Raw genomic sequence first — 23,873 nt, 5'->3', positions numbered from 1 at the left:
AAAAAATATGAGCACTTATTTAGTAACCGGGGCAAATCGTGGCATTGGTTTGGAATATTGTCGCCAACTGAAAGAACGAGGCGATAAAGTTATTGCCGTTTGTCGTTCTGTATCGGACGAATTAAAAGCCCTCGATGTAGAAACCATAGCAGATATCGATATTACCTCCGATGAATCGATCGCCAAATTAGTCGAACGAGTTGGTGATCGCACTATCGATGTGTTGATTAATAATGCTGGTATTGTCGAACGAGTGAATCTGACGAATTTAGATTTTGAAAGTATTAGAAAACAATTTGAAGTCAATGCCTTGGGCATGTTGCGCGTGACTCATGCCCTATTACCCAAACTAAAAAATGGCTCAAAAATTGCCATTATGACCAGCCGCATGGGGTCGATTGCAGATAATACTTCTGGTGGTTCTTATGGCTATCGGATGTCCAAAGTTGCCATGTCGATGGCGGGTAAATCTCTGGCACTGGATTTAAAACCTCAAGGAATTGCCGTAGCGATTCTTCATCCCGGACTAGTAAAAACGCGCATGACTGGTTTTACCGATTCTGGAATTACCCCCGAAACTTCCGTCGAAGGCTTACTCGCTCGCATCGATGAATTAAATTTGGAAAATACGGGTACATTTTGGCACGCCAAAGGAGAAGTGTTGCCTTGGTAAATTAAAATTCTTTGCTCTATGAAACCAACTATCTTAGTTGATGCTTCCCATCATAATGCTGAAATGCCTCTATGGCATGCCCAACATCGCTGTTTGTACTGGACGGATATTCCTACAGGTAGAATCTTTCGCCATTATCTTGCTGAGGCTAAAACCGAACAAATATATTCTGGCGAACCTGTCGGTGGTATGACCATTCAGACAGATGGTTCGCTGCTGCTGTTTAAAACTAAGGGCACGATTCAACGCTGGCATGAGGGCAAAATTACTACTGTAGTTGACGAAATTCCCGCTGAAAGAGAGACTCGGTTTAACGATGCGATCGCCGATCCCCAAGGCAGAGTGTTTTCAGGAACTATAGCAACCTCAGACCGCCCCGGTCATCTCTATCGCCTCGATTGCGATGGTTCGGTACACCAAATTTTAGAGGGACTAACCGTACCTAACGGCATGGGCTTTACTCCAGGCCTCCAGCAGTTTTACTTTACGGACTCCGAACGCCGAGTAATTTATCGGTTTAATTACGATCGCTCGACGGGAAATATAAGCGATCGCCAAATTTTTGTAGTTACTCCTCTTAACGAAGGAGTACCCGATGGACTGACGGTAGATTCCCAAGGTTATGTCTGGTCGGCACGGTGGGATGGTAGTCATATATTTCGCTATACTCCCCAAGGTAAGGAAGTGTTAAGAATTGGGTTTCCAGCCAAAAAAATCAGCTGTCTTGCCTTTGGCGGTGAAGATTACAGCCAGATCTTTGTCACTTCTGCCGGTGGCAACGATCGCACTCAAGAAGGTTCTGCGGCGGGGGCAATTTTTCGGCTTCAGGTTGGAATTAAAGGCGTGCCTGAGTTTCCCTCGCGAATTTTGCTGTGAAAAATTCAAAATCAACAGTTAACAATTAGAAATTTTTTTCAGAGTAGCTCGTGACTTAATTAAATTTTGAACTTTTTGGTTAGAAGCGATGGGGAATTAATTAAGATCGTATACAAAGCTACTATATAATCCCTAAAATGAATTTAATTGCTTTAGAAAATTTATTAGACAATACTTCTTTTGGTATTCTCTTAGTGACGATGCTGGTTTACTGGGTAGGGGCGGCGTTTCCCCAAATTCCTTCCTTGGCAGCTTTAGGCACTACGGGGATGGCGATCGCCAATCTCTGCATGGCGGTTTTACTCGGGGCGCGCTGGCTTGAGGCTGGCTATTTTCCCCTCAGCAACCTTTACGAATCTCTATTCTTTTTAGCTTGGGGAGTTACTACTATTCATCTGGTCGCCGAACGCATGAGTGGTTCGCGGTTGATAGGTGCGGTGACTAGTCCCGTAGCAATGGGAATTACGGCGTTTGCCGCCCTATCTCTTCCTCCAGAAATGCAGCAGTCTGCACCTTTAGTACCTGCCCTCAAATCTAACTGGTTGATGATGCACGTCAGCGTGATGATGCTCAGCTATGCCACCTTAATGGTCGGTTCGGCAATTGCGATCGCTTTTTTAATCGTCACTCGCGGACAACAGGTACAGCTTAAAGGCAGTTCGGTAGGAACTGGTAGCTTTCGCGATCGCCAGGCGCAAAAATCGATTAAAACAGCTTTAGATAAAAGTTCGTTTGCTACTACTACTGGCAACACCGCAGTCCTAGACCGCCCTCAGACACAAACAATTACCCTATCTCCAGAACGTCTCAGTCTTGCCGATACTCTAGATAATATTAGCTATCGCATCATCGGTTTGGGATTTCCTTTGTTAACCATCGGCATTATCGCTGGCGGTGTCTGGGCAAATGAAGCTTGGGGTTCTTATTGGAGTTGGGATCCAAAAGAAACTTGGGCATTTATTACCTGGCTAGTATTTGCTGCTTATCTCCACGCCAGAATTACTCGCGGTTGGCAAGGTAGAAAACCGGCTATCTTAGCTGCGGTTGGTTTTGTGGTGGTTTGGGTGTGCTATCTGGGAGTCAATTTATTGGGCAAAGGTTTACATTCCTACGGCTGGTTCTTTTAGATAGTTGCTCGATTTGGTGGGCAAAGAGCTATTCTTGAAACGATAATTGGCTCTGATAATTGTTTGCCCACTCTACAAAGGCGCGATCACTATCATTTTGAGTTCAAAATGCAACATCGGAGGCAATATCCTTCCAATAAACGGCTAACTCCTGCGCAGTAGATGCCCGAATAGCAGCGAGGTCTTTCGGATAATCGACCTTCTCTCGCTCAACCCAGCGCGCGGCGGTGAATTGTCCGTTTGCTGCCCTTAAGATAAATCCCGACTGGTGGTATTCTGGCGAGGCAAGATATAAAACTCCGGGAGCCACTCGATCTGGTCGCAAGTCCTCCGGCTCATCCTCTACGCCCCACATGCGCGTTTTTGCAACTGGACAAATCGCGTTAGTAAGGATTCCGTGCTCTTTGCCCTCGATCGCAAGCACATTCATGAGACCTATTTGTGCCATTTTCCCAATTGCGTAGGGGGCGAGACCACTAAGCGCATACTGCTGATAAATAGCTCTGTCCGAAGTCGTTAGTAGGATTCGTCCTTAGTTTTGACGCTTCATGATCGGAAAGGCAGCCTGAGCCAACCACGTTGGTGCTCCAATGTTGACATCAATGGCGCGTTGCAAGAATTTTGGAGTTAAGTCTTCAATCGATTGGTACGCAACCCAGCCAGCATTATGGATTAAGATATCAAGGCGACCGAATTCGGCGAGCGCAGTTTCTACTAAACTTTTACAGTGCTCCCGACTATCAAGAATTTCGGTACTTGGAACCGCCGTTCCGCCCAACTCTTGAATATCCCTTACAGCATTGGCTGCCACGTTTGGGTCGGAACCAGTGCCATCCTTACTTACGCCCGCGTCGTGTACGACGACTCTTGCGCCTCTAACAGCAAGCAGACGTGCATACGCTAACCCCAATCCGCGACCGCTTCCAGTAACAATAGCTACTTGGTCGTCAAGTCGAATCATTTAGCCTCCGTTGCTGTGTATGTGTGTATTGCCCAGCTATATTATCATAGGGAAACTTTCTGTATATCTACCCTACGAGCTAGTTGGTATTCGACGCTTATCTCCACCCCAGAATCACTTGCGGTTGGCAGAGGAGAAAACCGGCTATTTTAGCTGCAGTTGGTTTTGTTGTGATTCGAATGTGCTACTTGTGTGTTATTTTGTTGGGCAAAGTTTTACATTGCTACGGCTGGTTCTTTTAACTGCCAAGTTAATCCCGTGGCGATCGCGCCGTTTCAAGTACCACACCAGATTAAAATTAAGTTGCGATCGCCAAAGAAACCGATTCAATTTACTCTAACTGTTAAGAGAATTATCTTGAAGCAGAAAATATCGCTTAGGATTGGGTTACTGTAAAACAATAAAGTAATAATTTGGGGAAGTAGCAATGAAGAAACTAATGCTGCTAGGTATATTTATCCTCGGGATTGGCTTGGCTTTAGTTAATTTTAAAGCTCTAGCCCAACAGGGAGAATTCGAGTCAATTATTATCGATTTTAAAGAAGGTATTCCCATAACCGAAATTAGTGAAGAGATTAAAGATATCTCGCAAAGATACGGGCAAACGGTTCGATTAAACAGTATTTTTTCCATTAACGATCGCGTCTATGTAGTTGAAGGCGACAAAAAACTTTTACGACGCTTGAAGCGATCGCCGTTAAAGAAAGAGACAGAATATATCGAACCTAACTATATATACCATCAGCTAGATGCTCCCAACGATCCCGACTACAGCAAACAGTGGAACTTTCGCAATATTAATATAGAACAGGCTTGGGACGAAACTAAAGGTAATGGCATTACCGTAGCGGTAATCGATACCGGAGTTACTCGAGTACCAGATTTAAAATTGACCAAATTTGTCAAAGGGTACAATTTTGTTAACGATAAGGTCGATGCTAGTGACGATAACGGACACGGAACTCACGTAGCGGGAACTATCGCTCAATCTACTAACAATGGCTATGGAGTCGCGGGCATAGCCTACGAAGCCAAAATTATGCCGTTAAAAGTACTATCTAATAGCGGTGGCGGCACGGTTGCCGATATTGCCGAAGCGATTAAATTTGCTGCCGACAACGATGCCGACATAATCAACCTGAGTCTGGGTGGTATGGGTGGTAGCAACTTAATGAAAGAAGCCGTAGAATATGCCTACGGTAAGGATGTCGTCATTATTGCGGCGGCAGGAAACGAGAACAAAAATTCTTCTGCCTATCCCGCCCGTTATCCCCAGGTAATGAGTGTAGCTGCTACCGATGCTTCTGGTATCAAAGCTCCCTACTCTAACTTTGGTGCGGGAGTCGATATTTCTGCCCCTGGAGGTAGCGAGGCAGGAAAAATTTTGCAAAATACTATCGATCCCAGTAGTGGCAAATCGGTATTTGTTGGTTTTCAAGGAACCAGTATGGCAGCACCTCACGTTGCTGGGGTAGCAGCACTGGTTAAAGCTAGCGGTATTGAAGAACCAGCAGAAGTGGTCAGCATTCTCAAACAATCTTCCCGTAAGGTTAAAGAAGACCACCTCAACCATTTTGGTGCCGGTCATTTGGACGCTGGCGCGGCAGTAAAACTCGCCCTCAAAGGTCAAATTACCTTCCGCGACTTTTTCCGTTGGTTGCGCGACAGTGGCTATCTCAATCCTGGTTTTTGGCTAGATGGCGGGGCAGTTGCTTTGTTACCCAAACTAGGAATGGTTATCGGTTCCTATCTCCTAGCTTGGTTTTTACGCAACTATCTACCATTTACCTTTGGTTTGAATAGCGGTTTAATCTTGGGTAGTTCGGGCTTATTTTTATTACAAGGTTTATACATTTTCGATCTACCTCAATGGCCGCTGCGCTTATTTGGTAGTTCGATTCCCGAATTAGGTAATGTGGTCAGAGGAACGGCAAGCCTCAATCCTTTGTTTGCTAGTGTTCTAATTCCTTTCGTTTTAATTGTTTTATTCCTCGGACATCCCAGCCTGAAATGGTTTGCCGTCGGTTCAAGTCTTGGCGTAGCAGCTTGTTTGGGGATTAGTGCGGCGATCGATCCTGCAGTTTGGGGATTGGGCGCGGGTGTAGCCGCTCGTAGTTTTCTGGGGATTAATGCTTTACTCTGTTTGGGTTTGGCTTACTTAGCTAGTAAAAACGAAAAGCACAAAGCTGTTGAAACCTAACTTCGGTATACCCAAAAGGGATAATTTTTGAGACTTGGTGATGGGGAGAAAATCTCCCCTATTTTTGTAACTCCATTTAAGATTGTTAAAGATCGCCGCTCGTAGCAAATCTCGATTAACGATTAAAGATCGATTATCAACAAAAAAGGTACTAAACTCAATTTCATAGATCGATAAAATAAAACCATGACTGTAACCGGAAAGATAGAAAAAAAAGGCTTTGGTTTTGGCACTTGGGCATTAGTAACCGAAGATGGCACAACCTACGAACTAAAAGATCCCCCACAAGAATTACAGCAAGTGTCAATTAAAGTACAAATCCAAGGAAAAATCAGAGAAGACGTGATGACCATTGCGATGATCGGTTCCGTATTAGAAATTGAATCCTATAAAATACTTTAGGCGCGATCGCTTTTGGGCAATTTTTGCGATTGCGTGGAGAAAAATTAATCTGAATTCTCCTACTTAGCTATTTTCATTCGAGAATTAGATATTTAAACTCTCAATCAACACTAGAATCATGGCATCGTATCGAGATCGAGAAGCTTATATTCCCTATCGACGAGCCGAGCTAATCGAACTTTGTTTGGAAGACGGTAATTTAAACGATAAATATGCTCGGAAGTTTGAAGAATTTTGCTCGCTCTTGTCAGCTTTTTATCATTTTAAGTTCCAAGCCTACTTAGAACATTTAAAAAATAACTACGCTCCATTTAATCCCGACGCTAATTTAAAATCTCACCAGATAACGCCAGAAGCCTTGCCTAAAATGGAAGCCAAACTAGTAGAAGACTTCCAGCTAGTTTTGGAACGAGCCAACTACAAACCCATCTCGCAAGCTGCTTTAAAACAGGCATTTAACAACAGATCGGTTATCGAACTCAAAACTCAAGTCGATTTTGAAGACTTCGACCAAATGGTTTGCTACCGTCGGGGTGACTTCGAACAAACTATCGAGGTCAAAAAGTTTTTTAGAAAACAAAAAAAGCCAATTGAAGTATTCGATCACGTAGTTTTACTAATTAAGTTTAAAGATGAAGAATATTTTAGGGGAAGAGACCTCGATCGGGGTTTACTCAAGTTTACTCCTGGTAAAATGTATGTTTATTTTTATCGCAACGTACCTAAATACGATCTCGAACTACTCTTTCCTAACATAAAAATTAGTATGACCTGGAAAGATCGGCTACAGTTGATCGTTCCTGCTTTTGGTGCGGCAATTCCCGTAATTATTAAAGCCTTACCCAGACTAGCTTTACTTGTGGGAGCAATTTCTTTTCTAATCTTTGGTACGACGAGAATTTTTGGTATTCAAGTCAGTGAAGAAAATGTGCGTGATTTTATGCCCGTTCTCACCGCTCTTCTATCTTTAATAGTGGTTTTAGGAGGCTATGCATTTAAACAGTACAGTAAATATAAAAGCAAGATAATTGAGTTTCGCAAGAAAGTAACCGATACTTTATTTTTTAAAAATCAAGCAAATAACGCTAGCGTATTTTACTCTCTAATTAATGCCGCCGAAGAAGAAGAGTGCAAAGAAATAATCTTAGTTTATTATCATCTTTTAACTAGCAAAACACCTTTAACTGCTGCCGAATTAGACGATCGCATTGAAGCCTGGATGGAAGACAAATTTGAAGTAAAAATTGATTTCGATATTAAGGGTCCGATTAATAATTTAAGTCAAATTCGCGGTAAGGTTATCTATCCCCAGGATAATGAATCAGACTGTCCAGAAATTCCTTTACTAACTAAAGACGAGCGAGGCAACTGCCAGATTCTATCTCTGGATGAAGCCAAATTACTTATCGATTATATTTGGGATAATATTTTTCAGTACACCTAAGTAACCCGTAAGTAGGTAAACTCAAGCGACTTTTAATTACTAACCCCCTCAACTAACCAACTCAATCTGTCAGTTCTGTTTACTTGATAATTTCTTCACCTATAGCACAATATTTAGACCATCCTAAATGCGATCGCTCATCGGGAAAGTCTTTGACAATTACTCCGCGACTGGGCGATCTTTGAAAAGCCACTAATAAAGGAATATCAGTTTTAAATAAAGGCAGTTGCTCTGATTCTAAATATTTTCTCGCTTCTCTACCATTGATAGTTCGAGAGTCTACCTTGGTTAACAGAACTTTATAATTGGCGTTGAGAGGTTTGAGTAATTCTATAGCCTTTACGGTGGAATCTAAATCTAAATGATTGGGCGTTGTCGGTAGAATTAATAAATCGCTACCCATTGCCAGATCTTCGAGTTCTTCGGGTTCGGGTCGGGCTTGAGTATCGATAATAATATGAGTGTATTTTTTAATTAAACCAGGGGAACCCGCTTGAGAAGCAACGTAAAAAGGTAGCTTATCTTCTCTCGACCAGACTAAAGCCGAACGGTTTTTGTCCGCATCGATTAAAAGTGTTGGCGCGAGGGTTTGAAAATAAGCAGCCAAATGAACTGCTGTCGTGGTTTTGCCCACTCCTCCTTTTAAAGCAGTAATTGCGATAATCATCGTCTGCCAGATGAAAATAGTTTAGTAGTAGTAGTTTACCTATAAGCGTGTCTGACGCAAACAGTGGAGACTTTGATAGATACAAAATTAAACAGCTTAGGATCGGAAAAAGGCGTTCATAGAAAAATGAAGCTATATAAACTTTTTCGTTGGGTAACTGCCGCTATTCTACTTGCATCCTGCACAGCCCAAGAGAATCAGGAACAGTTGCAAGCCGAAGGCGCAATTCCATCGCCAAAAACTATAACCTTGGATCGGAATTACCAGAGAGTAATGGGTCAAACTATTTATGTTCCCGTCTACTCTCATATTTTTCATCAGGATGAGAAAAAAACTTTCGATTTGGCTGCTACTCTGAGTATTCGCAACACCGATCTCGAAGAGGCGATCGCGATTGCTTCGGTAAAATATTATGATTGGAATGGTAGATTAGTAAGAAATTATTTAGAGCAACCTATTGAGATTGCTGCTTTATCTTCTACAGATTTTTTTGTCAATACTAGCGATCGCAGTGGCGGTTCGGGGGCAAAATTTATTGTGGAGTGGGTAGCCCAAACCAGCGTGAGCGAACCGATAGTTGAGGCAATTATGATTGGTACTGGTTTTCAACAAGGAATTTCTTTTGTTAGTCCTGGTAAGGTTATTAAAAATCATAATAATTCTCAGTCTGAAAATCTAAATAAGTGATTAACTCTTTACTTATCAATCGACTTGGCAATTTACCATTGGAAGACTCTGCTTCGTTACCTTCTGTCGAATTCACTGGATTGGTAAATAGTTTAATTATTCTCCTGCTTGTGGCGATTGCCGTTGCTTTAGTTACACGATGGCTGCAAATTCCTTATGTAGTGGGTTTGGTTTTAGCAGGTTTAGCAATTTCCAAGCAAGCATTACCCGAATCTGTCGGTTTAAATCCCGATGTGATTTTGAATCTATTTTTGCCCATTCTGATTTTTGAAGCAGCCATTAACACTGATATTAGTCGTTTACGCAGCACAGTTAAGCCTATTGCTTTACTCGCAGGACCAGGGGTAATTCTGTCAGCAATTATTACAGCTTTTCTGCTTAAGTTTGGGTTGGGGTTCGCCTGGATTACCGCTTCGGCTGTAGGAGTGATTTTAACCATTACCGATACGGTTTCAGTGATTGCAGCCTTTAGAACTGTTTCCGTGCCTGGACGATTAGCCACTATTGTCCAAGGTGAAAGTCTGTTTAACGATGGAATTGCTCTAGTGTTGTTGAGCATAATTACGACAATTCATCTTCAGGGATTGTTTGCTCTTGGTGAAAGTATCGAGCAAATCTTTATTGCCTTTGTGGGTGGTGGTCTTTTGGGGTTGGGGTTGGGTTATTTATGTTTCGGATTATTTCGGCAGTTAGATGATGCTTTGAGTAATATTTTGCTTACGGTAGCCGTCTCTTTAGGAACATTTCAAATCGGTCAAGCCTTGGGAGTTTCTGGTGCAATCGCCGTTGTTATCGCTGGTCTGGTAATTGGCAATTTGGGCTTACGTCAAACCTCTGCCTCGATTAAAGTCACTCTATTAAATTTCTGGGAATATGCTGGCTTTGGGGTTAATACCTTTATTTTCTTATTCGTAGGTCTTGAAGTCGATCCGCCCATTCTTTTAGAAACTATTCCCTCGGCTCTTTTGGCGGTTTTAATTTATCAAATTGGGCGTATTTTTTCTATTTATCCCTTACTCTTTCTGCTGCGTTTTATCGATCGCCCTCTTCCTTTAAAATGGCAGCACGTTTTGATTTTTGGCAACGTTAAGGGATCGCTGTCAATGGCTCTAGCTCTGAGTTTGCCCCTTAATCTGCCTGGAAGAATGCAGGTAATTACCCTGGTGTTTAGCACTGTATTAGTGTCTCTCATCGGACAAGGACTTAGCTTGCCTTGGTTAGTCAAACGGCTACAGTTAATCAAACCCTCCGCGATCGGGCAAAAAATTGAAATTTTACAACTAAATTTAATTACAGCTAAGGCTGCTCAAGAAGAATTACACCATCTGTTAGAGTCTGGTAGCCTACCAAAATTTCTTTACGAAGAACTATTTGCTAGCTATCAAGCTCGAATTGCTTCTTCCGAACAAGAATTACGCGATCTCTATAACCAAAGGACAGATTATCTCGCGAGTAAAACTCAAGAGCAAAAATATTTAGACGGTTTGTATCGTCGTCTCTATTTAGCAGAAAAAGGAGCGATTAACGATGCTATTTTTCAAAGACTTCTCCCAAATGATATTGCCCAGACTTATCTTCAAGAACTGAACGAAAAACTACTATCCCTTAAAGATGACTAGGGAGAACATAGTCCGATAAAATTAATTAGTTGTCGTACGAGTTCGGGTTTAGTTACTGCCAAAATAGTCGAGCCACTTTCTAAAATAGTACTACCATTGGGAATGTTTAAAGCTTCGTGAGGATGTGCCTGATAGCCGATAATCAGTGTGCCAGCAGGAAACCGAGAATCCTGAGCAACTTCAGCTACACTACGCCCTGCTATATAGCAGGTTTGGGGAATGGAAAGCTTTAAAATCTCAATTTGTCCTGGTTCAAATTGCATCATGGCATCTAGTTGGGGATACTCAATGGCGTTGACAACCCTATTAATGGCTAACTCTGTGGTGCTGATAATATGGGTCGCACCTGCTAATTGATAGGGTTCGGCAAAATCGCGATGACGCATTCGCACGACAATTTGAGTTACTCCGTAGTGTTTGCACAGAGTAGCCAGTGCTAGATTGAGTGCATCTTCTGTCAAAGTGGCGACCGCTACATTCGCTTTACGAATTCCAGCTTCTAGCAGCACGGTTGTGTTGACAGCACTCCCCTCAAAAGCCATTACGCCAATTTTTTCACGAGCATATTGACAAGCAAGAGGATCGGTATCTACTACTGCAATAGTATGTCCGATCTGTAGTAGAGTTTTGGCTAAATCTAACCCCACCATTCCAGCCCCACCAATAAGAACGTACATATTATGTTCTAACTCATCAATTTTTATAATAAATTAATTTAGCATCTCGTATTTTTAACCTGCCCATACCTTAAGAGCACAATCGCGCTTTAACGCGATTGGGTAAACTGTCTGAAATAAGAAAACGAGCTACAATTGTCTATTCTTTAGATAGGTAGAAAAGATGGTTGAGTTAAATCCAAGTTCTAGTTTTAGTTTGAAAATCGAACTAGAAATTCCCAATCGTCCGGGAGCATTAGCCGGAGTTATGGGGACGATCGCTTCTCTCGGCGGTAGTCTAGGAGACATTTCCCTGCTGCAATACAATCTGAAATACACTCAGCGAGAACTGACAGTAGATGCTTCTAGTAGCGAACACGCCGACAAAATCGTCAGTGCGATTAAAGCTTTACCCAACATTAAAGTAATTAACTACAGCGATCGCACTTTTGCCCTCCATCGAGGAGGCAAAATTGCCATTAACAGCAAACTTCCCCTACATTCTCAGTCCGATCTCTCCATGGCTTATACCCCTGGGGTAGGCAGAATTTGTCGGGAGATCGCTGAAGAGCCAGAACAGGTATATTCTCTGACGATTAAAAGCAATACCGTAGCAGTAGTCACTGATGGTAGCGCGGTGTTGGGACTCGGTAATTTGGGTGCGGGTGCCGCTTTACCGGTTATGGAGGGTAAAGCATTGCTTTTTAAAGAGTTTGCGGGGATAGATGCCTTTCCCATTTGCTTGGATACTCAAGATTCAGAAGCAATTATTCAAACTGTCAAACACATTGCCCCGGTTTTTGGCGGCATTAATTTAGAAGATATTGCCGCACCCCGATGTTTTGAAATCGAACGCAGGCTGAGAGCAGAATTAGATATTCCCGTATTTCACGACGATCAGCACGGTACGGCAATCGTAGTGTTGGCTGCTTTATATAATGCTCTCAAGCTAGTAGAAAAATCTCTCACCGAGGTGAAAATTGTCATTAATGGCGCGGGTGCTGCCGGAGTAGCGATCGCCAAATTATTACAGCAATCAGGAGCGACAAATATACTAATGTGTGATTCTCAAGGAATTATCTCTAAAGACCGAGATAATCTCAACGAGCAAAAATTAGCATTTGCCGTAGCAACTAAAGGAAGTCTAGCCGACGCTATGGAAAAGGCGGATATTTTTCTCGGTGTCAGTGTCCCCGGAGTCGTTACCCCTGAAATGGTGCATTCGATGGCGGATAAACCAATTGTCTTCGCGATGGCCAATCCCATACCCGAAATTCAACCAGAATTAGTTTACGATGAGGTGGGAGTAATGGCTACCGGACGCAGCGACTACCCCAATCAAATCAATAATGTGTTAGCCTTTCCTGGGGTTTTTCGCGGTGCTTTAGATTGTCGCAGCTCGGCAATTACCAATAATATGTATCTGGAGGCAGCTAGAGCGATCGCCGCTTTAGTAGAGCCCCAAGATTTAGACCGCGAACATATTATCCCTTCGGTATTCGATGCCAGGGTAGCCTCTGCTGTTGCTGCTGCCGTTTCTCTGGCTGCTGAAAATGATGGAGTTGCTAGAATACACCAATCAGGGAATATTTGAACGATTATTAACTGACAATGGATGAGATCCCAGAAGCAATAAGAGTTAGAGATAGCATTAGCAAGCGCGAGTCATCGCCTCTACCGCTAATTGTCGGAGGTTTATTTTGCCTCGCCGTAGTTGGACTGCTGACTATTTTTTTGGCTTCATCTTTTGCCCCTCGACCGCAAGCGAAGGCTAAAAGATCGTCTGAAGCAGTAAGTAAAATAAAAATAGAAGACGACAATACTAGTTTGGCTGAAGCAGTAAGTAAAATAAAAATAGAAGACGACAATACTAGTTCGACTTCCAGTCCGTCTACTCCAACCACACCAGAGACTTCCGAAACTCCCCCAGTCTCTCCCAGTAAAGTTGCTCCTGACAGAGGATTGTTGGGTCATTTACCCTACGAAGAAGCTCGAGAAGTCGATTTAGAGGCGGTTACTGCCGATGGTAGTATTCGTTTGCATCCCAAAGCGGCGGCGAAGTTTCGAGAAATGCAGGCAGCAGCAAAAGCAGAAGGAATTAGCTTGATTCCCATTTCTGGTTATCGCTCTGTGGAGACTCAAGAGCATCTGTTTTTTGAAATTAAGGAAGAAAGACTTCAAGATGCAACTAAAAGGGCTGAAGTTAGTGCGCCTCCAGGATACAGCGAACATCATACGGGATATGCAATTGACATTGGTGACGCTAATTTTCCCGAAGCGAATGTCGAGCCTGAATTTGAGAATACCCCAGCTTTTCGCTGGCTACAGGAAAATGCTGCTAAATTTAGTTTTGAGCTGTCTTTTCCCCCAAATAACTCTCAGGGGATTAGTTACGAACCCTGGCACTGGCGTTATGTAGGCGATCGCCACAGTCTCGAGACTTTTTATAAAGTCAGAAAGTCGAACTAAGATTGCCAAGCATAGTTAAGCTCGTCTGGTAAATTTACAAGCAAGGCAATTTTCGCTCCCGACAAGCGATCGCCCGCTGACTCGATTTACCATAATAAGTCTAGGAAGGATCGAGCAAAATAAAAAAATACTCAGTCGATGACGTAGGAACTTTTTAATTTTGCTAGATAACGAGCAATGCCAATAATAAATATAGAAAACTTAGTCTAACCTAGTTTGTGACCTGCAGCTACGATTAACTCTTTAAAGGTTTCTTCCGATGCTTTTGATTCTACAGTTACCTTTTTTGTCTCGGGATCGACTTCAACCTTGGCATTTGGTTCGGAAGTAAGAATAGTTTCTTTGAGTTGCTTGGCAGATTCAGCACTATCTAGACTAGGAACTTGTAATTCGATCATTATTAATCCTCTAAAAATAAATGTTCGTTAAAAAACTCAGGCTAATAGAGAATACTAGCTCGATCGCCCTCGGCATTAAACTAACTTTAGAGGGATTTAGTAGTCTTACTCCAGTTTCTCACAGGGGCGATCGCTTTGGCTTGAAATTCGATTAGATATAAATATAAATAGAAAATAGAAAAATTAAATAATTATGGAAAATTTTGCTACAGAAGAACGGCAATGGTGGGTAAAACGCTGGCTGGAGTTACTCGATTCATATCGGTTTAAAAAACGTCTAGAACGAGGTAGAAATTACGCTCGAGAGGGCAATGTCTTGAGTATTGAATTCGAAGGGGCGCAAGCTTTGGCGGCGGTTCAAGGTAGCGAAGCCGAACCCTATCGGGTAGCAATTTCTCTCGAACCATTTCCCGATGAAAATCGAGAACGAACCATTGCCAAAATGTCCCAGCCACCCTTTAGCGATGAAGACTGGGAATGTGTGATTCAAACTTTGTCTGAAAAAGCGATCTTTTCCGCACAGTTACTCGCCGGGGAGATGCCCGAAGATATCGAAGCGGTATTCACCGCTAATGGCTTGAGTTTGTTTCCCTTTACTTTAAACGACGTTCGTTCTCGTTGTAGCTGTCCCGATAAAGCCAATCCCTGTAAACACATTGCGGCGGTTTACTATCAGTTGGGCGATCGCTTTAAGGAAGATCCGTTTATCATTTTTCAGCTTCGAGGGCGAACCAGAGAACAAATTCTCGACGCTTTACGGCAAATTCGTACCAAAAATGCGGCTTCTCTAGCCACAGAAGCTAAAGATGAGTTAGAAAGTACTACAGCATCTACTGAAACAGCAGAAAGTTCAACTCAACCCGCTCGCTTTTGGCAATATAACGAACCTTTAGAATCTTCCCTAGTGGCGATCGCTCCACCCTTAGAAAACCAAAATGTTCTCAACTTATTAGGCAGAATTCCTCTGCCAACTGCAGATGCCGAGGCGGTAGAGCAATATTTAACTCAGGTTTATCAGACGGCAACTCAACAGGCGACTATGGCAGCTTTAAATCGGACTTCCACCTCTTAGATAACTCAACAGGCGACTATGGCAGCTTTAAATCGGACTTCCACCTCTTAGATAAACGTAAGGCGCGATAAGTTCTGAAACTTGAATGGTGTGGAGTGAGGGTAAGCGAAATTTACCGTGGAAAAATTATTTTGTGCGTTGTTTAAGTAATAAGTAAGGAGTAAAAACTCATTATTCACTACTCATTACTCATCAAACACCAACTCTGGAGACATCTCCAACTCCAGTCAGGACTTTTTTGATAGAAACGCAATTCCCAGTTGACGCTAGCTTTGATGTCGATGGTTGCTATGGCTAAATTATGAAGTTTTGCTGCATTTTTAGGATTAAAATCATAGGCTAAACTGAGATGCAGCCAGTCTTTTAATCTGATTTCTTCTTGGCGTGTCGGAGAATTGGCTAATCCAGCAAAGTCGGCAATTAATTGTTTGAGTCCATCGGCTTGTATTTCTAAACCATGCCAATTTTCACTAAAAATTAATTTATTGATGTCGATCTCCAACGATAAATAGTTATCTTGTGCTTTTTGATAAGCTAAATCCAAAGCTTGCAAATAAACAGAAATAGAGCTTAATCTATCCTCAAAAAAACCAGTTAAGGTACAGTGAGGCATATAATTATGTGCTTTATTGTGTCCGTATAACTCGCGGCTTTGTTGGAAGTAGGTTTCAAGCTGACTATTTAACTTTCCTACGGGACAAGCATAGACAATGAATTTATTTAGGCTATTCTGGCGACTATCATTCATTATTAATTTTTCTATGCTACTCTCATACCCCGTTTAAAAACTTCTAAAATTCTGGGAACGAGACCATCATCATGTACGGTAATAAAGTCAGCTTGTTTACCAATCTCCAAACTGCCAATTTCATGTTCGAGATCAATTGCTGTTGCTGAATTGAGGGTAACTAACTTAGTAACCTCATACAAAGGTTTCTTAATTTCCCAACTAATAGTAAATAGAGACTGCAACAAACTTCTCGGTGCGTAATCTGAAGAAATTATATCTACCAAATCCAGTTTGATTAATTCCATTGCCGCAACATTACCAGAATGAGAACCACCCAACACTAAGTTAGGCGCACCTACGAGTACCTGCAAATCATGGCTATGAGCTTCTTTAGCTGCATCGATAGTAGTAGGAAATTCTGCCAAGATTACTCCTTCAGCAGCCGCCTGACGAATGTGGTCTACAGTATCATCATCGTGACTGGCTAAAGATATGCCTTTTTCCTGACACATTTTTACCAACTTGTTGCGGTTTTTAACTGCGTACTTTTGTTGATTCTCCAAGCGCATCTTGACAAACTCATCCATCTTTTCTGGCGGTACGCCATGCTTATTCACATAGTATTGCTTGTATTTATCGATATCGACAAACTGACGCTGACCTGGAGTATGATCCATTAATGAAATTAATGCTAGTAATGAATGTCGTGTTAGTGGTTCGATAATTTCGTAGAGATGTTCGTAACCCAGCTCGCAACGCAAATGTAGTAAATGATCTACACTAAATCTGCCCTCAGCTTGCCCTTCAGCAATAGCATCTATCGTCGGGGCATAATGATGTAGCCGTAAAAAATCTTCTTTAGGAGTAACATCACCAATGGCGATCGCATCACAAACCGTAGTAATACCCGCACTGATTAGATCTTTGTCGTGATTGACTGCTGCGGCTTCTAGAGGCCATCTTACCCCAGGACGAGGAGAGATACATCTTTCTAGGTTATCGGTGTGAAGTTCGATTAGACCAGGTAAAAGATAATCTCCCCCGCCATTTTGTCCCCTGGCAACTATTCCTGGCTGAATATGGACAATGAAACCATCTCTAACTACGACAGTGCCTAAAATTTCCTCTGTCGGTAACAGCAAGCGGTAGTTAGTATAAATCTGTTCCTGCATTCTCAACGTATGGTCTATGATACTTTGCAGTTTATGATAACTATTTCAAAATTTATAAGTGCGATCGACATAAATTTAAAAATTGCCGATTTATATGAGAATGTAGAGTTTACTAATTAATTTGTTTTGGCGCGATCGCTCAACAGCCGTTTTAAATATTGTAAAATTCCAAAACCAATAACTATAGAAACCGCGCAAACAAACCAAAAATAGTCTATAACTTGGGGATGGTCTAAAGCCCAACCACCCAGTGGAGGACCGATAAAATAGCCAATCGCCCAACATTGAGAACTAAGGGAAAAATAAACTCCTCGCAGGGATTCTGGGGCTAAATCGGCAACCAAAGCCGAAGCAGATGGAGTATAGCTAGTCATACCTAAAGACATGACTCCCAGAGCCAAAACTGCCCAGATTATCGTCCAATCTCGCACGACTCCCGTTACTCCCACTAAAATAAATCCTACGCCCCAGAAGACTAATGACAACATTAAGCCTCGAACGCGAGTAAAATGATTCAGCGTTCGTGCCATTGGTAACTGACAGAGAGCAGCAAAGGCGATGTGCCAGGTAAACAAACCGCTAATAACTTTTTCGGAAAATCCGACTTGTGTCGCTCCTACCTCCACAAAGTTTTTGAAGTAGAGCGGGATAGTACTCTGCACTTGAGATAAATAAGTGGTAAATATAATACTAACGAGTAGATAGACCATTAAAGCGCGATCGCTAAATGCTGCCGACCAACCGTTACTTGGTTTAGTCTGACTTTGGTTAAATTGATAGGTTTCGGCGATCGCCCAATAAATTACCCCAAAAAACACCACAAAAGAAATACCGTCAATGACAAATAAAATGCGGTAGTTGTCTGAACTGGCAATTAATGCGCCTCCTAAAACTACTCCCAGTCCCAACCCCAAACTATCGGCGAGTCTAGTGATACCAAAAGCCTCATTACGCTGTTCGCTAGTAGTCAAATCGATAATGGCGGCTTCGGTGGCAGGCCAATACATACCAATGCCAAAACCCATGAGTAAATTGCCGATAACCAACATCGGAAAATTGCTAGCAGAAGCCAAGAACACATCAGCTAAAGCAGAAATAGCCGCAGCGGCCAATAAAATCCCCCTACGTCCCCATTGAGGGGAATCAGCTCCTTGCCCGCCTAAAAACCGTCCCACAACTCCCGAAACCGAACCGCTACCGATGGCAACGCCCACTAAAGTTGCAGAAATTCCTACCTGATTGACAAAAAATATTGGTGCGTAAAATAAAGTAAATCCCGTCCCTATTTCTAGCAGTAACCTTCCCGCAGCGAGAATCCAAACTTGGCGATCGAAATCTGGTAGGCGAAATTGATTGAGCATTAGTATAATTGGCGATCACAAACCGCCTGAGTTCGATTTGTCAGCAATTTTAATTTTAAGTTGGCAAAAAAAAGCTTCGGCTGACTAACCGAAGACATTATTCAGGAGAAATCAATTGTCAAATGCAAATGGAATGAGTTGTCGAAGAGATTACTTCTCTTAGGAGGAAAATATAGAAATTTAAACTATATCGAGCCAGTCTAATAGTCTAAAGACTCGCGCTGTTAAGTTATGTAAACAATAGTAACAAAAAGTTTACAAATTGACAAGTTAAAGTAGTTATAGAGGCAAGCGGTGGTTCTTTCGTACAGCAGTCTCAAGCCCAAACAAGTATAGAGTAAGGGGTAATCATCGTTCTCCCAGTTCCTCAAGTCATCAAAAAAAATTGAGGGCGATCGCAGGTCACCCCCAAGATATTAAATTCAATTAAATTAACTACGAGTTGAAATTATGCCTGCCATTTTTCAGCGACTAATTCGGCTAGATCGACTACTCTTTGGGAATAACCCCACTCGTTATCGTACCAACCGATAACTTTAACCATATCGCCATCTAGAACCATGGTTAGTGAAGCATCAACGGTTGAAGAGACATCAGTTTTACGGAAGTCTGTCGATACCAACTCTTCTTCGGTATAGCCTAAGATACCTTTTAACTCGCCCTCAGCTGCAGCTTTGAGCACGCCATTAACTTCTTCGGCAATGGTCTTTTTCTCTACTTGAGCGACTAGGTCGACAATAGAGACATTGGGAGTAGGTACGCGCAAAGCAATACCGTTTAACTTGCCTTTAAGTTCGGGTAAGACCAATGCCACAGCTTTAGCTGCACCAGTAGAGGTAGGAACGATATTAATTCCTGCGGCTCTGGCTCGACGTAAATCGCGATGGCTGGCATCGAGAATGCGTTGGTCGCCAGTATAGCTATGAGTTGTAGTCATAGTTCCTTTGATAATGCCAAATTTTTCATGGATGACTTTAGCTATGGGAGCCAGACAGTTGGTAGTACAGCTTGCGTTACTGAGAACGTTAAATTCGCCATGTTTGTAATCTTTGTCATTGACACCTATTACATAAGTTCCAATGTTGCCTCCTTTTCCAGGAGCGGTAATAATAACTTTTTTAGCACCAGCTTGTATGTGTTTGCCCGCACCTGCTTCATCGCGAAAAACCCCAGTAGATTCGATAACGACATCGATATCCCACTCTTTCCAAGGTAAGTTCAAAGGATTGCGATCGGATACGCACTTGATTGTTTTACCATTTACGATCAAAGAATTGGCATCAGCTTTGATATCGGCATCGCAAATGCCCAGCATTGAATCGTATTTCAATAGGTGAGCATTAGTGTTGGGATCGGAAGTATCGTTAATTCCTATTACTTCGAGATTGCTGCTTTCTCTTCCTAGCCAGCATCTTAAGAAGTTACGTCCGATACGTCCAAAACCGTTAATTGCTACTCTAACCACTACTTATTGCCCTCTAATTCTTAGGTTAATAGATTAAAACATTCTTAATAAGACTAATGATATCGTAAAGCACGAACATTTCATGATATTAATTGCGATCGATTAGTTGAATAAAAAGTTCGATAGTAATAACAAAGTAAGCTTGGACGAACAAACAAAAAAGTCTTCGAATTGTCAATCGGTCTGATACTTTTAGGGCTGATGATGACATTATTTGCAGCCACAGACATTAAAGTGCTGAGTTTTAGATTATAAACGAATTAAACCACTAAATTAGTGGTTTATTACTACTTGTTTCTCCCTAAGTCTAAAAAATTACTGCTATCATAGCCCGTATTGTCGAGCAGCAATGCCGAGCCGTGTTTTTGTGTCGTGTGAGTTACGTAAGGAGATCTAAGAGTGACAAAAGTAGATTTAACAGGCAGATCGTTTCACTTTATTGGAATTGGTGGCATTGGAATGTCAGCCTTGGCTTATATTGTTGCTCGACGAAATTTGCCAGTATCGGGTTCTGACCTTAAAGAGAGTCATATTACCCATCGCCTCAAATCTCTAGGTGCAAATGTTTTTAATCGTCAAGAGGCGAAAAATCTCAGTTTTTTTGTCGATCGCATGGCAGAGCGACTGCCTATATCTACATTGGCAGCGACTAAAAGCGACGAATCTCTCCCCCAGCATAGTGGCTCGGTAATAAAAAATTCCGGGGAGTTATTGCCTCAAGTAATTTGTTCTACAGCAATCGCGCCTAATAATCCCGAGTATCAAGCAGCGGTAGAATTAGGCTGTCCGATTTTTCATCGCTCCGATTTACTAGCGGCGTTAATCAATGAGTATCAGAGCATTGCCGTTTCGGGAACTCATGGCAAAACTACCACCAGCAGTATGATTGGCTATCTGCTATTGGAAACCGATCTCGATCCGACAATTATCGTTGGTGGTGAGGTGGATGCTTGGCAGGGTAATGCTCGGGTGGGTAATAGCGATTTTTTGGTAGCCGAAGCTGATGAATCGGATGGTTCATTGGTCAAACACTCACCCAGTATTGGTGTAATTACCAACATTGAGTTAGACCATCCGGATCGCTATAAAAATATTAGCGAAGTAGTAGATATTTTTCAGACTTTTGCGACTCAGTGCAAGACGTTAATCGGCTGTCTCGACGATCCTCTCATTGGTGAGGAACTAGCCATTACGATCGGCTACAGTCTCGATCCAGAGCTTGGGGCAGACTATACCGTAACTGAGGCAACCTATCACCAGCGCGGTAGCAAAGCTAAAGTCTGGGAACGAGGAGTATGTTTGGGAGAATTAGAGCTACAGTTGCTTGGCAAACACAATCTCAGTAACGCTCTAGCAGCAGTTGCAGTAGGTAGAAACCTCGGTTTGGAATTTAGGGCGATCGCCTCGGCTCTAGCTAGTTTTGGGGGCACTAAACGGCGGTTTGAATATCGCGGCGAAGCTGGGGGCATTATCTTTATCGATGACTATGCCCATCATCCCAGTGAAATCGAGGTGACTTTGGCTGCGGCACGTTTGAGAGTCCGGGGAGATTTTAACCTAAAGCGAGTCGTAGCTATTTTTCAACCCCATCGCTACACTCGTACTCAAACTTTTCTTCAAGAATTTGCTAAAGCTTTTAATAATGCCGACATAGTAGTTATTACCGATATTTACAGTGCGGGGGAAAGCAAGATTGAAGGCATTAGCGGCGAAATTTTAGCAGCGGAGATTGCCAAACATCACGAACGAGTTTATTATCATGGCGAGCTGACATCTCTCCACGAGTTTCTCAACGATGAAATTTTGCAGTCGGGAGATTTAGCAATGTTCCTCGGGGCGGGAAATCTCAATCAAATCATACCCAGAACGATCGATGATGAACGATGAACGATTATCAGCATTGCGTTTGATAAACTCCAGCATATCTCTAGCTCCTCAAACTTCTTATAAGGTAGGAGGAAAAGCTGAATGGTACGCTGCACCCAAAAATTGGCAAGAATTATCAGTTTGTTTTGAATGGTATCAACAGCAAGATTTGCCTTTAACTGTATTGGGAGCCGGCTCGAATTTACTGATTAGCGATCGCGGCATCCCTGGATTGACTATTTCGACGCGCAATCTTCGCGGCTATCAATTCGATTTAGAAACGGGTTTACTCACTGCCGAAGGCGGAGAGGCGATCGCCAAATTAGCTTGGAAAGCCGCCAAAAGAGGTTTGAAAGGATTGGAGTGGGCGGTGGGTATTCCGGGTACTGTAGGGGGAGGAGTCGTGATGAATGCTGGGGCACATCGGCATTGTATGGCAGATATTTTAGTCAGCGCAACCGTACTATCTCCTGACGGTAGGCTCGAACAACTCAAACCTGAAGAGCTAAACTACGCCTATCGCACTTCTAATTTACAAGGAGATAACCGACTGGTAGTCAAAGCCACAATGCAGTTAGAGCCGGGGTTTACCAAAGAGGAAATCTGGGCGAGCTCTCAACAAAATTGGACGCAGCGCAAAACTACTCAACCCTATAATCTTCCTAGCTGCGGTAGCGTGTTTCGCAACCCCCAACCCCACGCTGCAGGTTGGTTGATCGAACAGCTTGGCTTAAAAGGATATCAAATTGGCGATGCTCAAATCGCCCATCGTCACGCTAACTTTATTCTTAACTGTGGTGCGGCTACCGCCAATGATGTTTTTAGCCTAATTCGTTACATTCAAGAAAAAGTAGAATATCGTTGGTCGGTAACTTTAGAGCCAGAAGTTAGACTAATAGGAGAATTCTAGGTGACTCGATTTTATCGCAAAATTGACCGTTCTAATAATATTGTAGTTAACAGCGTAAATAATCAATAATCAACATGGTAGGAAAAGGTCCACTAGGAAGAATGAGAGAACTTGCTAACGCTTTTCAAAAAGCTCAGGAAGTTCAACAAGGTGCCCAGGCACTTCAAGCCGAACTAGAACAGTTAGAAATCGAAGGTGCTAGCCCCGATGGCTTAGTTAAAGTGGTGATGAGCGGCAATCAAGAACCCCGTCGCGTAGAAATTTCTCCCGATGCCCTCGGACAAGGTGCAGAAACTCTGTCCGAATCGGTTACTGTAGCCATGAAAGATGCCTACAGTAAATCTACAGAAATGATGCGATCGCGCATGGAAGAACTGACCAGTGGTTTGAACCTTCCTGGGATGTAGAAAAATAGGGAATAGGGAATGGGGAATAGGGAATAGGAATAAAATACATACCTTTGCCCTTTTCCCTTGTCCCCGCATGACGAACAATTATTTGAGAAGCGTATTAAACTTCCTCTCTTACTCAAATTTACGAAAGTATTTAAATTACTCGCAATGCAATCTTAATTATTACAGATATAATTTTAAATTAAAACTAAATTTATCTTATTAGACGAGCATTGATGTCATTTTGTATAGCTATTTCGTTTTTAGCCGAAACTATTCCTAACTTATACCCACCCATAGTAAAGCCGTCCTGTTTCAAGAGCTAATTGTCTCGCTCTACTTTGAGTTGAATTGTGTTCTAAATTTTCTAAAGCAATCTCATACCACGGCACAGATAAGTACAGAAAGATTATACATTAGCATGAACCGAAATGACTCTAATCAGTAAGTAATTACCACTAATTAGTAGTGTTTTCGTAACGCACAAAAAATCGTTGCATAAAACGCCAAGAGAATTCATTATCGCTTAAAGCGAAACTCTGGATTGACTTTACCAAGCTAATTATTTAAAGTGCTTTGATAATTTAGTTTTTTACAAGTCAGTATTTTTGGCAGTATTACGATCGCGCTCTTTTAAAGGATTAGAATAATTCAAGTGTAAAAGATATTGGCTAACGGTACTTAAACAATTTAAACAGACAAAATAAGATAGAATACCTTTGCTGA

The 23,873-nt window shown here is 42.3% G+C and carries 24 protein-coding genes and 1 pseudogene; 16 read left to right on the top strand and 9 right to left on the bottom strand.

The window, feature by feature from the left end; genetic code table 11:
• Nucleotides 1-7 precede the first annotated feature (7 nt).
• The 3 genes from ACLFKQ_RS08985 (at nt 8) to ccsB (ending at nt 2,676) form a co-directional block, all read left to right on the top strand.
• Complete coding sequence (locus tag ACLFKQ_RS08985) at nt 8-673, top strand: SDR family oxidoreductase (protein ID WP_448999512.1); 666 nt, start codon at nt 8-10, stop codon at nt 671-673.
• Nucleotides 674-691: 18 nt separating this feature from the next.
• Nucleotides 692-1,549, top strand: coding sequence for an SMP-30/gluconolactonase/LRE family protein (locus tag ACLFKQ_RS08980; protein WP_448999511.1), 858 nt, complete (start codon nt 692-694; stop codon nt 1,547-1,549).
• A 137-nt stretch (nt 1,550-1,686) separates the two neighbouring features.
• Nucleotides 1,687-2,676, top strand: coding sequence for a c-type cytochrome biogenesis protein CcsB (gene ccsB, locus ACLFKQ_RS08975; protein WP_448999510.1), 990 nt, complete (start codon nt 1,687-1,689; stop codon nt 2,674-2,676).
• A 103-nt stretch (nt 2,677-2,779) separates the two neighbouring features.
• Here ccsB and ACLFKQ_RS08970 read toward each other — a convergent pair whose 3' ends face one another.
• Together ACLFKQ_RS08970 and ACLFKQ_RS08965 are read right to left on the bottom strand one after the other, a co-directional pair.
• A complete protein-coding gene (locus tag ACLFKQ_RS08970) occupies nt 2,780-3,124 on the bottom strand; it encodes a hypothetical protein (protein ID WP_448999509.1) in 345 nt (114 codons plus the stop codon).
• Between the two features lie 84 nt (nt 3,125-3,208).
• The gene (locus tag ACLFKQ_RS08965; protein ID WP_448999508.1) at nt 3,209-3,637 is read right to left on the bottom strand and encodes an SDR family NAD(P)-dependent oxidoreductase; all 429 of its coding nucleotides are present in this window, start codon (nt 3,635-3,637) and stop codon (nt 3,209-3,211) included.
• Nucleotides 3,638-3,720: 83 nt separating this feature from the next.
• On the opposite strand from ACLFKQ_RS08965, the pseudogene ccsA reads away from it, so the two are divergent.
• From ccsA to ACLFKQ_RS08945, 4 genes and pseudogenes are all read left to right on the top strand, one after another.
• Nucleotides 3,721-3,879 (top strand): annotated as a pseudogene (gene ccsA, locus ACLFKQ_RS08960) (cytochrome c biogenesis protein CcsA); the annotation flags it as partial.
• A gap of 185 nt (nt 3,880-4,064) precedes the next feature.
• Nucleotides 4,065-5,837, top strand: coding sequence for a S8 family peptidase (locus ACLFKQ_RS08955; protein WP_448999507.1), 1,773 nt, complete (start codon nt 4,065-4,067; stop codon nt 5,835-5,837).
• Between the two features lie 186 nt (nt 5,838-6,023).
• Complete coding sequence (locus tag ACLFKQ_RS08950) at nt 6,024-6,239, top strand: hypothetical protein (RefSeq protein WP_448999506.1); 216 nt, start codon at nt 6,024-6,026, stop codon at nt 6,237-6,239.
• A gap of 118 nt (nt 6,240-6,357) precedes the next feature.
• Complete coding sequence (locus ACLFKQ_RS08945; RefSeq protein ID WP_448999505.1) at nt 6,358-7,683, top strand: TMEM143 family protein; 1,326 nt, start codon at nt 6,358-6,360, stop codon at nt 7,681-7,683.
• A gap of 79 nt (nt 7,684-7,762) precedes the next feature.
• On the opposite strand, the gene ACLFKQ_RS08940 is transcribed toward ACLFKQ_RS08945, so the two are convergent.
• Nucleotides 7,763-8,350, bottom strand: a complete 588-nt coding sequence (locus ACLFKQ_RS08940) for a nucleotide-binding protein (RefSeq protein WP_448999504.1) — start codon at nt 8,348-8,350, stop codon at nt 7,763-7,765.
• Nucleotides 8,351-8,476: 126 nt separating this feature from the next.
• Between ACLFKQ_RS08940 and ACLFKQ_RS08935 the strand changes: the two genes are divergently transcribed.
• Together ACLFKQ_RS08935 and ACLFKQ_RS08930 are read left to right on the top strand one after the other, a co-directional pair.
• Nucleotides 8,477-9,037 carry a DUF3124 domain-containing protein gene (locus ACLFKQ_RS08935; RefSeq protein WP_448999503.1) on the top strand — a complete coding sequence of 187 codons (561 nt, stop codon included), beginning with the start codon at nt 8,477-8,479 and terminating at the stop codon, nt 9,035-9,037.
• A gap of 14 nt (nt 9,038-9,051) precedes the next feature.
• Nucleotides 9,052-10,656, top strand: a complete 1,605-nt coding sequence (locus ACLFKQ_RS08930; protein WP_449000316.1) for a cation:proton antiporter — start codon at nt 9,052-9,054, stop codon at nt 10,654-10,656.
• Here ACLFKQ_RS08930 and ACLFKQ_RS08925 read toward each other — a convergent pair.
• Nucleotides 10,653-11,333: a potassium channel family protein gene (locus tag ACLFKQ_RS08925; RefSeq protein ID WP_448999502.1), complete on the bottom strand. Its 681-nt coding sequence runs from the start codon at nt 11,331-11,333 to the stop codon at nt 10,653-10,655. The two genes, ACLFKQ_RS08930 and ACLFKQ_RS08925, sit on opposite strands and share 4 nt — an antisense overlap.
• 163 nt (nt 11,334-11,496) lie before the next feature.
• On the opposite strand from ACLFKQ_RS08925, the gene ACLFKQ_RS08920 reads away from it, so the two are divergent.
• Nucleotides 11,497-12,906: a malic enzyme-like NAD(P)-binding protein gene (locus ACLFKQ_RS08920; RefSeq protein WP_448999501.1), complete on the top strand. Its 1,410-nt coding sequence runs from the start codon at nt 11,497-11,499 to the stop codon at nt 12,904-12,906.
• A 17-nt stretch (nt 12,907-12,923) separates the two neighbouring features.
• Entirely contained in the window at nt 12,924-13,781 is an 858-nt protein-coding gene (locus tag ACLFKQ_RS08915) for a M15 family metallopeptidase (RefSeq protein WP_448999500.1), read from the top strand.
• Nucleotides 13,782-13,987: 206 nt separating this feature from the next.
• Here ACLFKQ_RS08915 and ACLFKQ_RS08910 read toward each other — a convergent pair whose 3' ends face one another.
• Entirely contained in the window at nt 13,988-14,179 is a 192-nt protein-coding gene (locus ACLFKQ_RS08910; protein ID WP_448999499.1) for a cation transporter, read from the bottom strand.
• Nucleotides 14,180-14,199: 20 nt separating this feature from the next.
• On the opposite strand from ACLFKQ_RS08910, the gene ACLFKQ_RS08905 reads away from it, so the two are divergent.
• Both ACLFKQ_RS08905 and ACLFKQ_RS08900 read left to right on the top strand, forming a co-directional pair.
• Nucleotides 14,200-14,334, top strand: coding sequence for a hypothetical protein (locus tag ACLFKQ_RS08905; protein ID WP_448999498.1), 135 nt, complete (start codon nt 14,200-14,202; stop codon nt 14,332-14,334).
• A gap of 38 nt (nt 14,335-14,372) precedes the next feature.
• A complete protein-coding gene (locus tag ACLFKQ_RS08900; RefSeq protein WP_448999497.1) occupies nt 14,373-15,251 on the top strand; it encodes an SWIM zinc finger family protein in 879 nt (292 codons plus the stop codon).
• 178 nt (nt 15,252-15,429) lie between these two features.
• Here the strand turns inward: ACLFKQ_RS08900 and ACLFKQ_RS08895 are convergent, their stop codons facing one another.
• The 4 genes from ACLFKQ_RS08895 to ACLFKQ_RS08880 form a co-directional block, all read right to left on the bottom strand.
• Complete coding sequence (locus ACLFKQ_RS08895) at nt 15,430-15,999, bottom strand: hypothetical protein (RefSeq protein WP_448999496.1); 570 nt, start codon at nt 15,997-15,999, stop codon at nt 15,430-15,432.
• A gap of 11 nt (nt 16,000-16,010) precedes the next feature.
• Entirely contained in the window at nt 16,011-17,153 is a 1,143-nt protein-coding gene (locus ACLFKQ_RS08890) for an alpha-D-ribose 1-methylphosphonate 5-triphosphate diphosphatase (protein WP_448999495.1), read from the bottom strand.
• Between the two features lie 116 nt (nt 17,154-17,269).
• Nucleotides 17,270-18,514 carry an MFS transporter gene (locus tag ACLFKQ_RS08885; RefSeq protein WP_448999494.1) on the bottom strand — a complete coding sequence of 415 codons (1,245 nt, stop codon included), beginning with the start codon at nt 18,512-18,514 and terminating at the stop codon, nt 17,270-17,272.
• Nucleotides 18,515-18,962: 448 nt separating this feature from the next.
• Nucleotides 18,963-19,979 (bottom strand): type I glyceraldehyde-3-phosphate dehydrogenase, encoded by a 1,017-nt coding sequence (locus ACLFKQ_RS08880; RefSeq protein WP_448999493.1) that lies wholly within the window; start codon nt 19,977-19,979, stop codon nt 18,963-18,965.
• A gap of 399 nt (nt 19,980-20,378) precedes the next feature.
• On the opposite strand from ACLFKQ_RS08880, the gene murC reads away from it, so the two are divergent.
• The 3 genes from murC to ACLFKQ_RS08865 all read left to right on the top strand — a co-directional run bounded on the left by murC (nt 20,379) and on the right by ACLFKQ_RS08865 (nt 23,162).
• A complete protein-coding gene (gene murC, locus ACLFKQ_RS08875; protein WP_448999492.1) occupies nt 20,379-21,866 on the top strand; it encodes a UDP-N-acetylmuramate--L-alanine ligase in 1,488 nt (495 codons plus the stop codon).
• Nucleotides 21,853-22,755 carry a UDP-N-acetylmuramate dehydrogenase gene (murB, locus tag ACLFKQ_RS08870; protein ID WP_448999491.1) on the top strand — a complete coding sequence of 301 codons (903 nt, stop codon included), beginning with the start codon at nt 21,853-21,855 and terminating at the stop codon, nt 22,753-22,755. The genes murC and murB overlap by 14 nt, the downstream gene beginning before the upstream one ends.
• A gap of 74 nt (nt 22,756-22,829) precedes the next feature.
• Nucleotides 22,830-23,162 (top strand): YbaB/EbfC family nucleoid-associated protein, encoded by a 333-nt coding sequence (locus tag ACLFKQ_RS08865; RefSeq protein WP_448999490.1) that lies wholly within the window; start codon nt 22,830-22,832, stop codon nt 23,160-23,162.
• Nucleotides 23,163-23,873: the final 711 nt, after the last annotated feature.

The sequence above is a fragment of the Myxosarcina sp. GI1(2024) genome (assembly GCF_053543375.1).
This window is presented reverse-complemented; position numbering and strand designations above follow the sequence as displayed.

What these genes read in the sequence shown, in the direction of transcription:
- ACLFKQ_RS08915 (WP_448999500.1), top strand. Translation starts at nt 12,924, where the DNA reads ATGGATGAGATCCCAGAAGCAATAAGAGTTAGAGATAGCATTAGCAAG.
- ACLFKQ_RS08890 (WP_448999495.1), bottom strand. Translation starts at nt 17,153, where the DNA reads ATGCAGGAACAGATTTATACTAACTACCGCTTGCTGTTACCGACAGAG.
- ACLFKQ_RS08970 (WP_448999509.1), bottom strand. Translation starts at nt 3,124, where the DNA reads ATGGCACAAATAGGTCTCATGAATGTGCTTGCGATCGAGGGCAAAGAG.
- ACLFKQ_RS08885 (WP_448999494.1), bottom strand. Translation starts at nt 18,514, where the DNA reads ATGCTCAATCAATTTCGCCTACCAGATTTCGATCGCCAAGTTTGGATT.
- murB (WP_448999491.1), top strand. Translation starts at nt 21,853, where the DNA reads ATGATGAACGATGAACGATTATCAGCATTGCGTTTGATAAACTCCAGC.
- ACLFKQ_RS08920 (WP_448999501.1), top strand. Translation starts at nt 11,497, where the DNA reads ATGGTTGAGTTAAATCCAAGTTCTAGTTTTAGTTTGAAAATCGAACTA.
- ACLFKQ_RS08985 (WP_448999512.1), top strand. Translation starts at nt 8, where the DNA reads ATGAGCACTTATTTAGTAACCGGGGCAAATCGTGGCATTGGTTTGGAA.
- ACLFKQ_RS08935 (WP_448999503.1), top strand. Translation starts at nt 8,477, where the DNA reads ATGAAGCTATATAAACTTTTTCGTTGGGTAACTGCCGCTATTCTACTT.
- ACLFKQ_RS08895 (WP_448999496.1), bottom strand. Translation starts at nt 15,999, where the DNA reads ATGAATGATAGTCGCCAGAATAGCCTAAATAAATTCATTGTCTATGCT.
- ACLFKQ_RS08945 (WP_448999505.1), top strand. Translation starts at nt 6,358, where the DNA reads ATGGCATCGTATCGAGATCGAGAAGCTTATATTCCCTATCGACGAGCC.
- ACLFKQ_RS08865 (WP_448999490.1), top strand. Translation starts at nt 22,830, where the DNA reads ATGGTAGGAAAAGGTCCACTAGGAAGAATGAGAGAACTTGCTAACGCT.
- ACLFKQ_RS08955 (WP_448999507.1), top strand. Translation starts at nt 4,065, where the DNA reads ATGAAGAAACTAATGCTGCTAGGTATATTTATCCTCGGGATTGGCTTG.
- ccsB (WP_448999510.1), top strand. Translation starts at nt 1,687, where the DNA reads ATGAATTTAATTGCTTTAGAAAATTTATTAGACAATACTTCTTTTGGT.
- ACLFKQ_RS08940 (WP_448999504.1), bottom strand. Translation starts at nt 8,350, where the DNA reads ATGATTATCGCAATTACTGCTTTAAAAGGAGGAGTGGGCAAAACCACG.
- ACLFKQ_RS08965 (WP_448999508.1), bottom strand. Translation starts at nt 3,637, where the DNA reads ATGATTCGACTTGACGACCAAGTAGCTATTGTTACTGGAAGCGGTCGC.
- ACLFKQ_RS08950 (WP_448999506.1), top strand. Translation starts at nt 6,024, where the DNA reads ATGACTGTAACCGGAAAGATAGAAAAAAAAGGCTTTGGTTTTGGCACT.
- ACLFKQ_RS08910 (WP_448999499.1), bottom strand. Translation starts at nt 14,179, where the DNA reads ATGATCGAATTACAAGTTCCTAGTCTAGATAGTGCTGAATCTGCCAAG.
- ACLFKQ_RS08980 (WP_448999511.1), top strand. Translation starts at nt 692, where the DNA reads ATGAAACCAACTATCTTAGTTGATGCTTCCCATCATAATGCTGAAATG.
- ACLFKQ_RS08905 (WP_448999498.1), top strand. Translation starts at nt 14,200, where the DNA reads ATGTTCGTTAAAAAACTCAGGCTAATAGAGAATACTAGCTCGATCGCC.
- ACLFKQ_RS08900 (WP_448999497.1), top strand. Translation starts at nt 14,373, where the DNA reads ATGGAAAATTTTGCTACAGAAGAACGGCAATGGTGGGTAAAACGCTGG.
- ACLFKQ_RS08925 (WP_448999502.1), bottom strand. Translation starts at nt 11,333, where the DNA reads ATGTACGTTCTTATTGGTGGGGCTGGAATGGTGGGGTTAGATTTAGCC.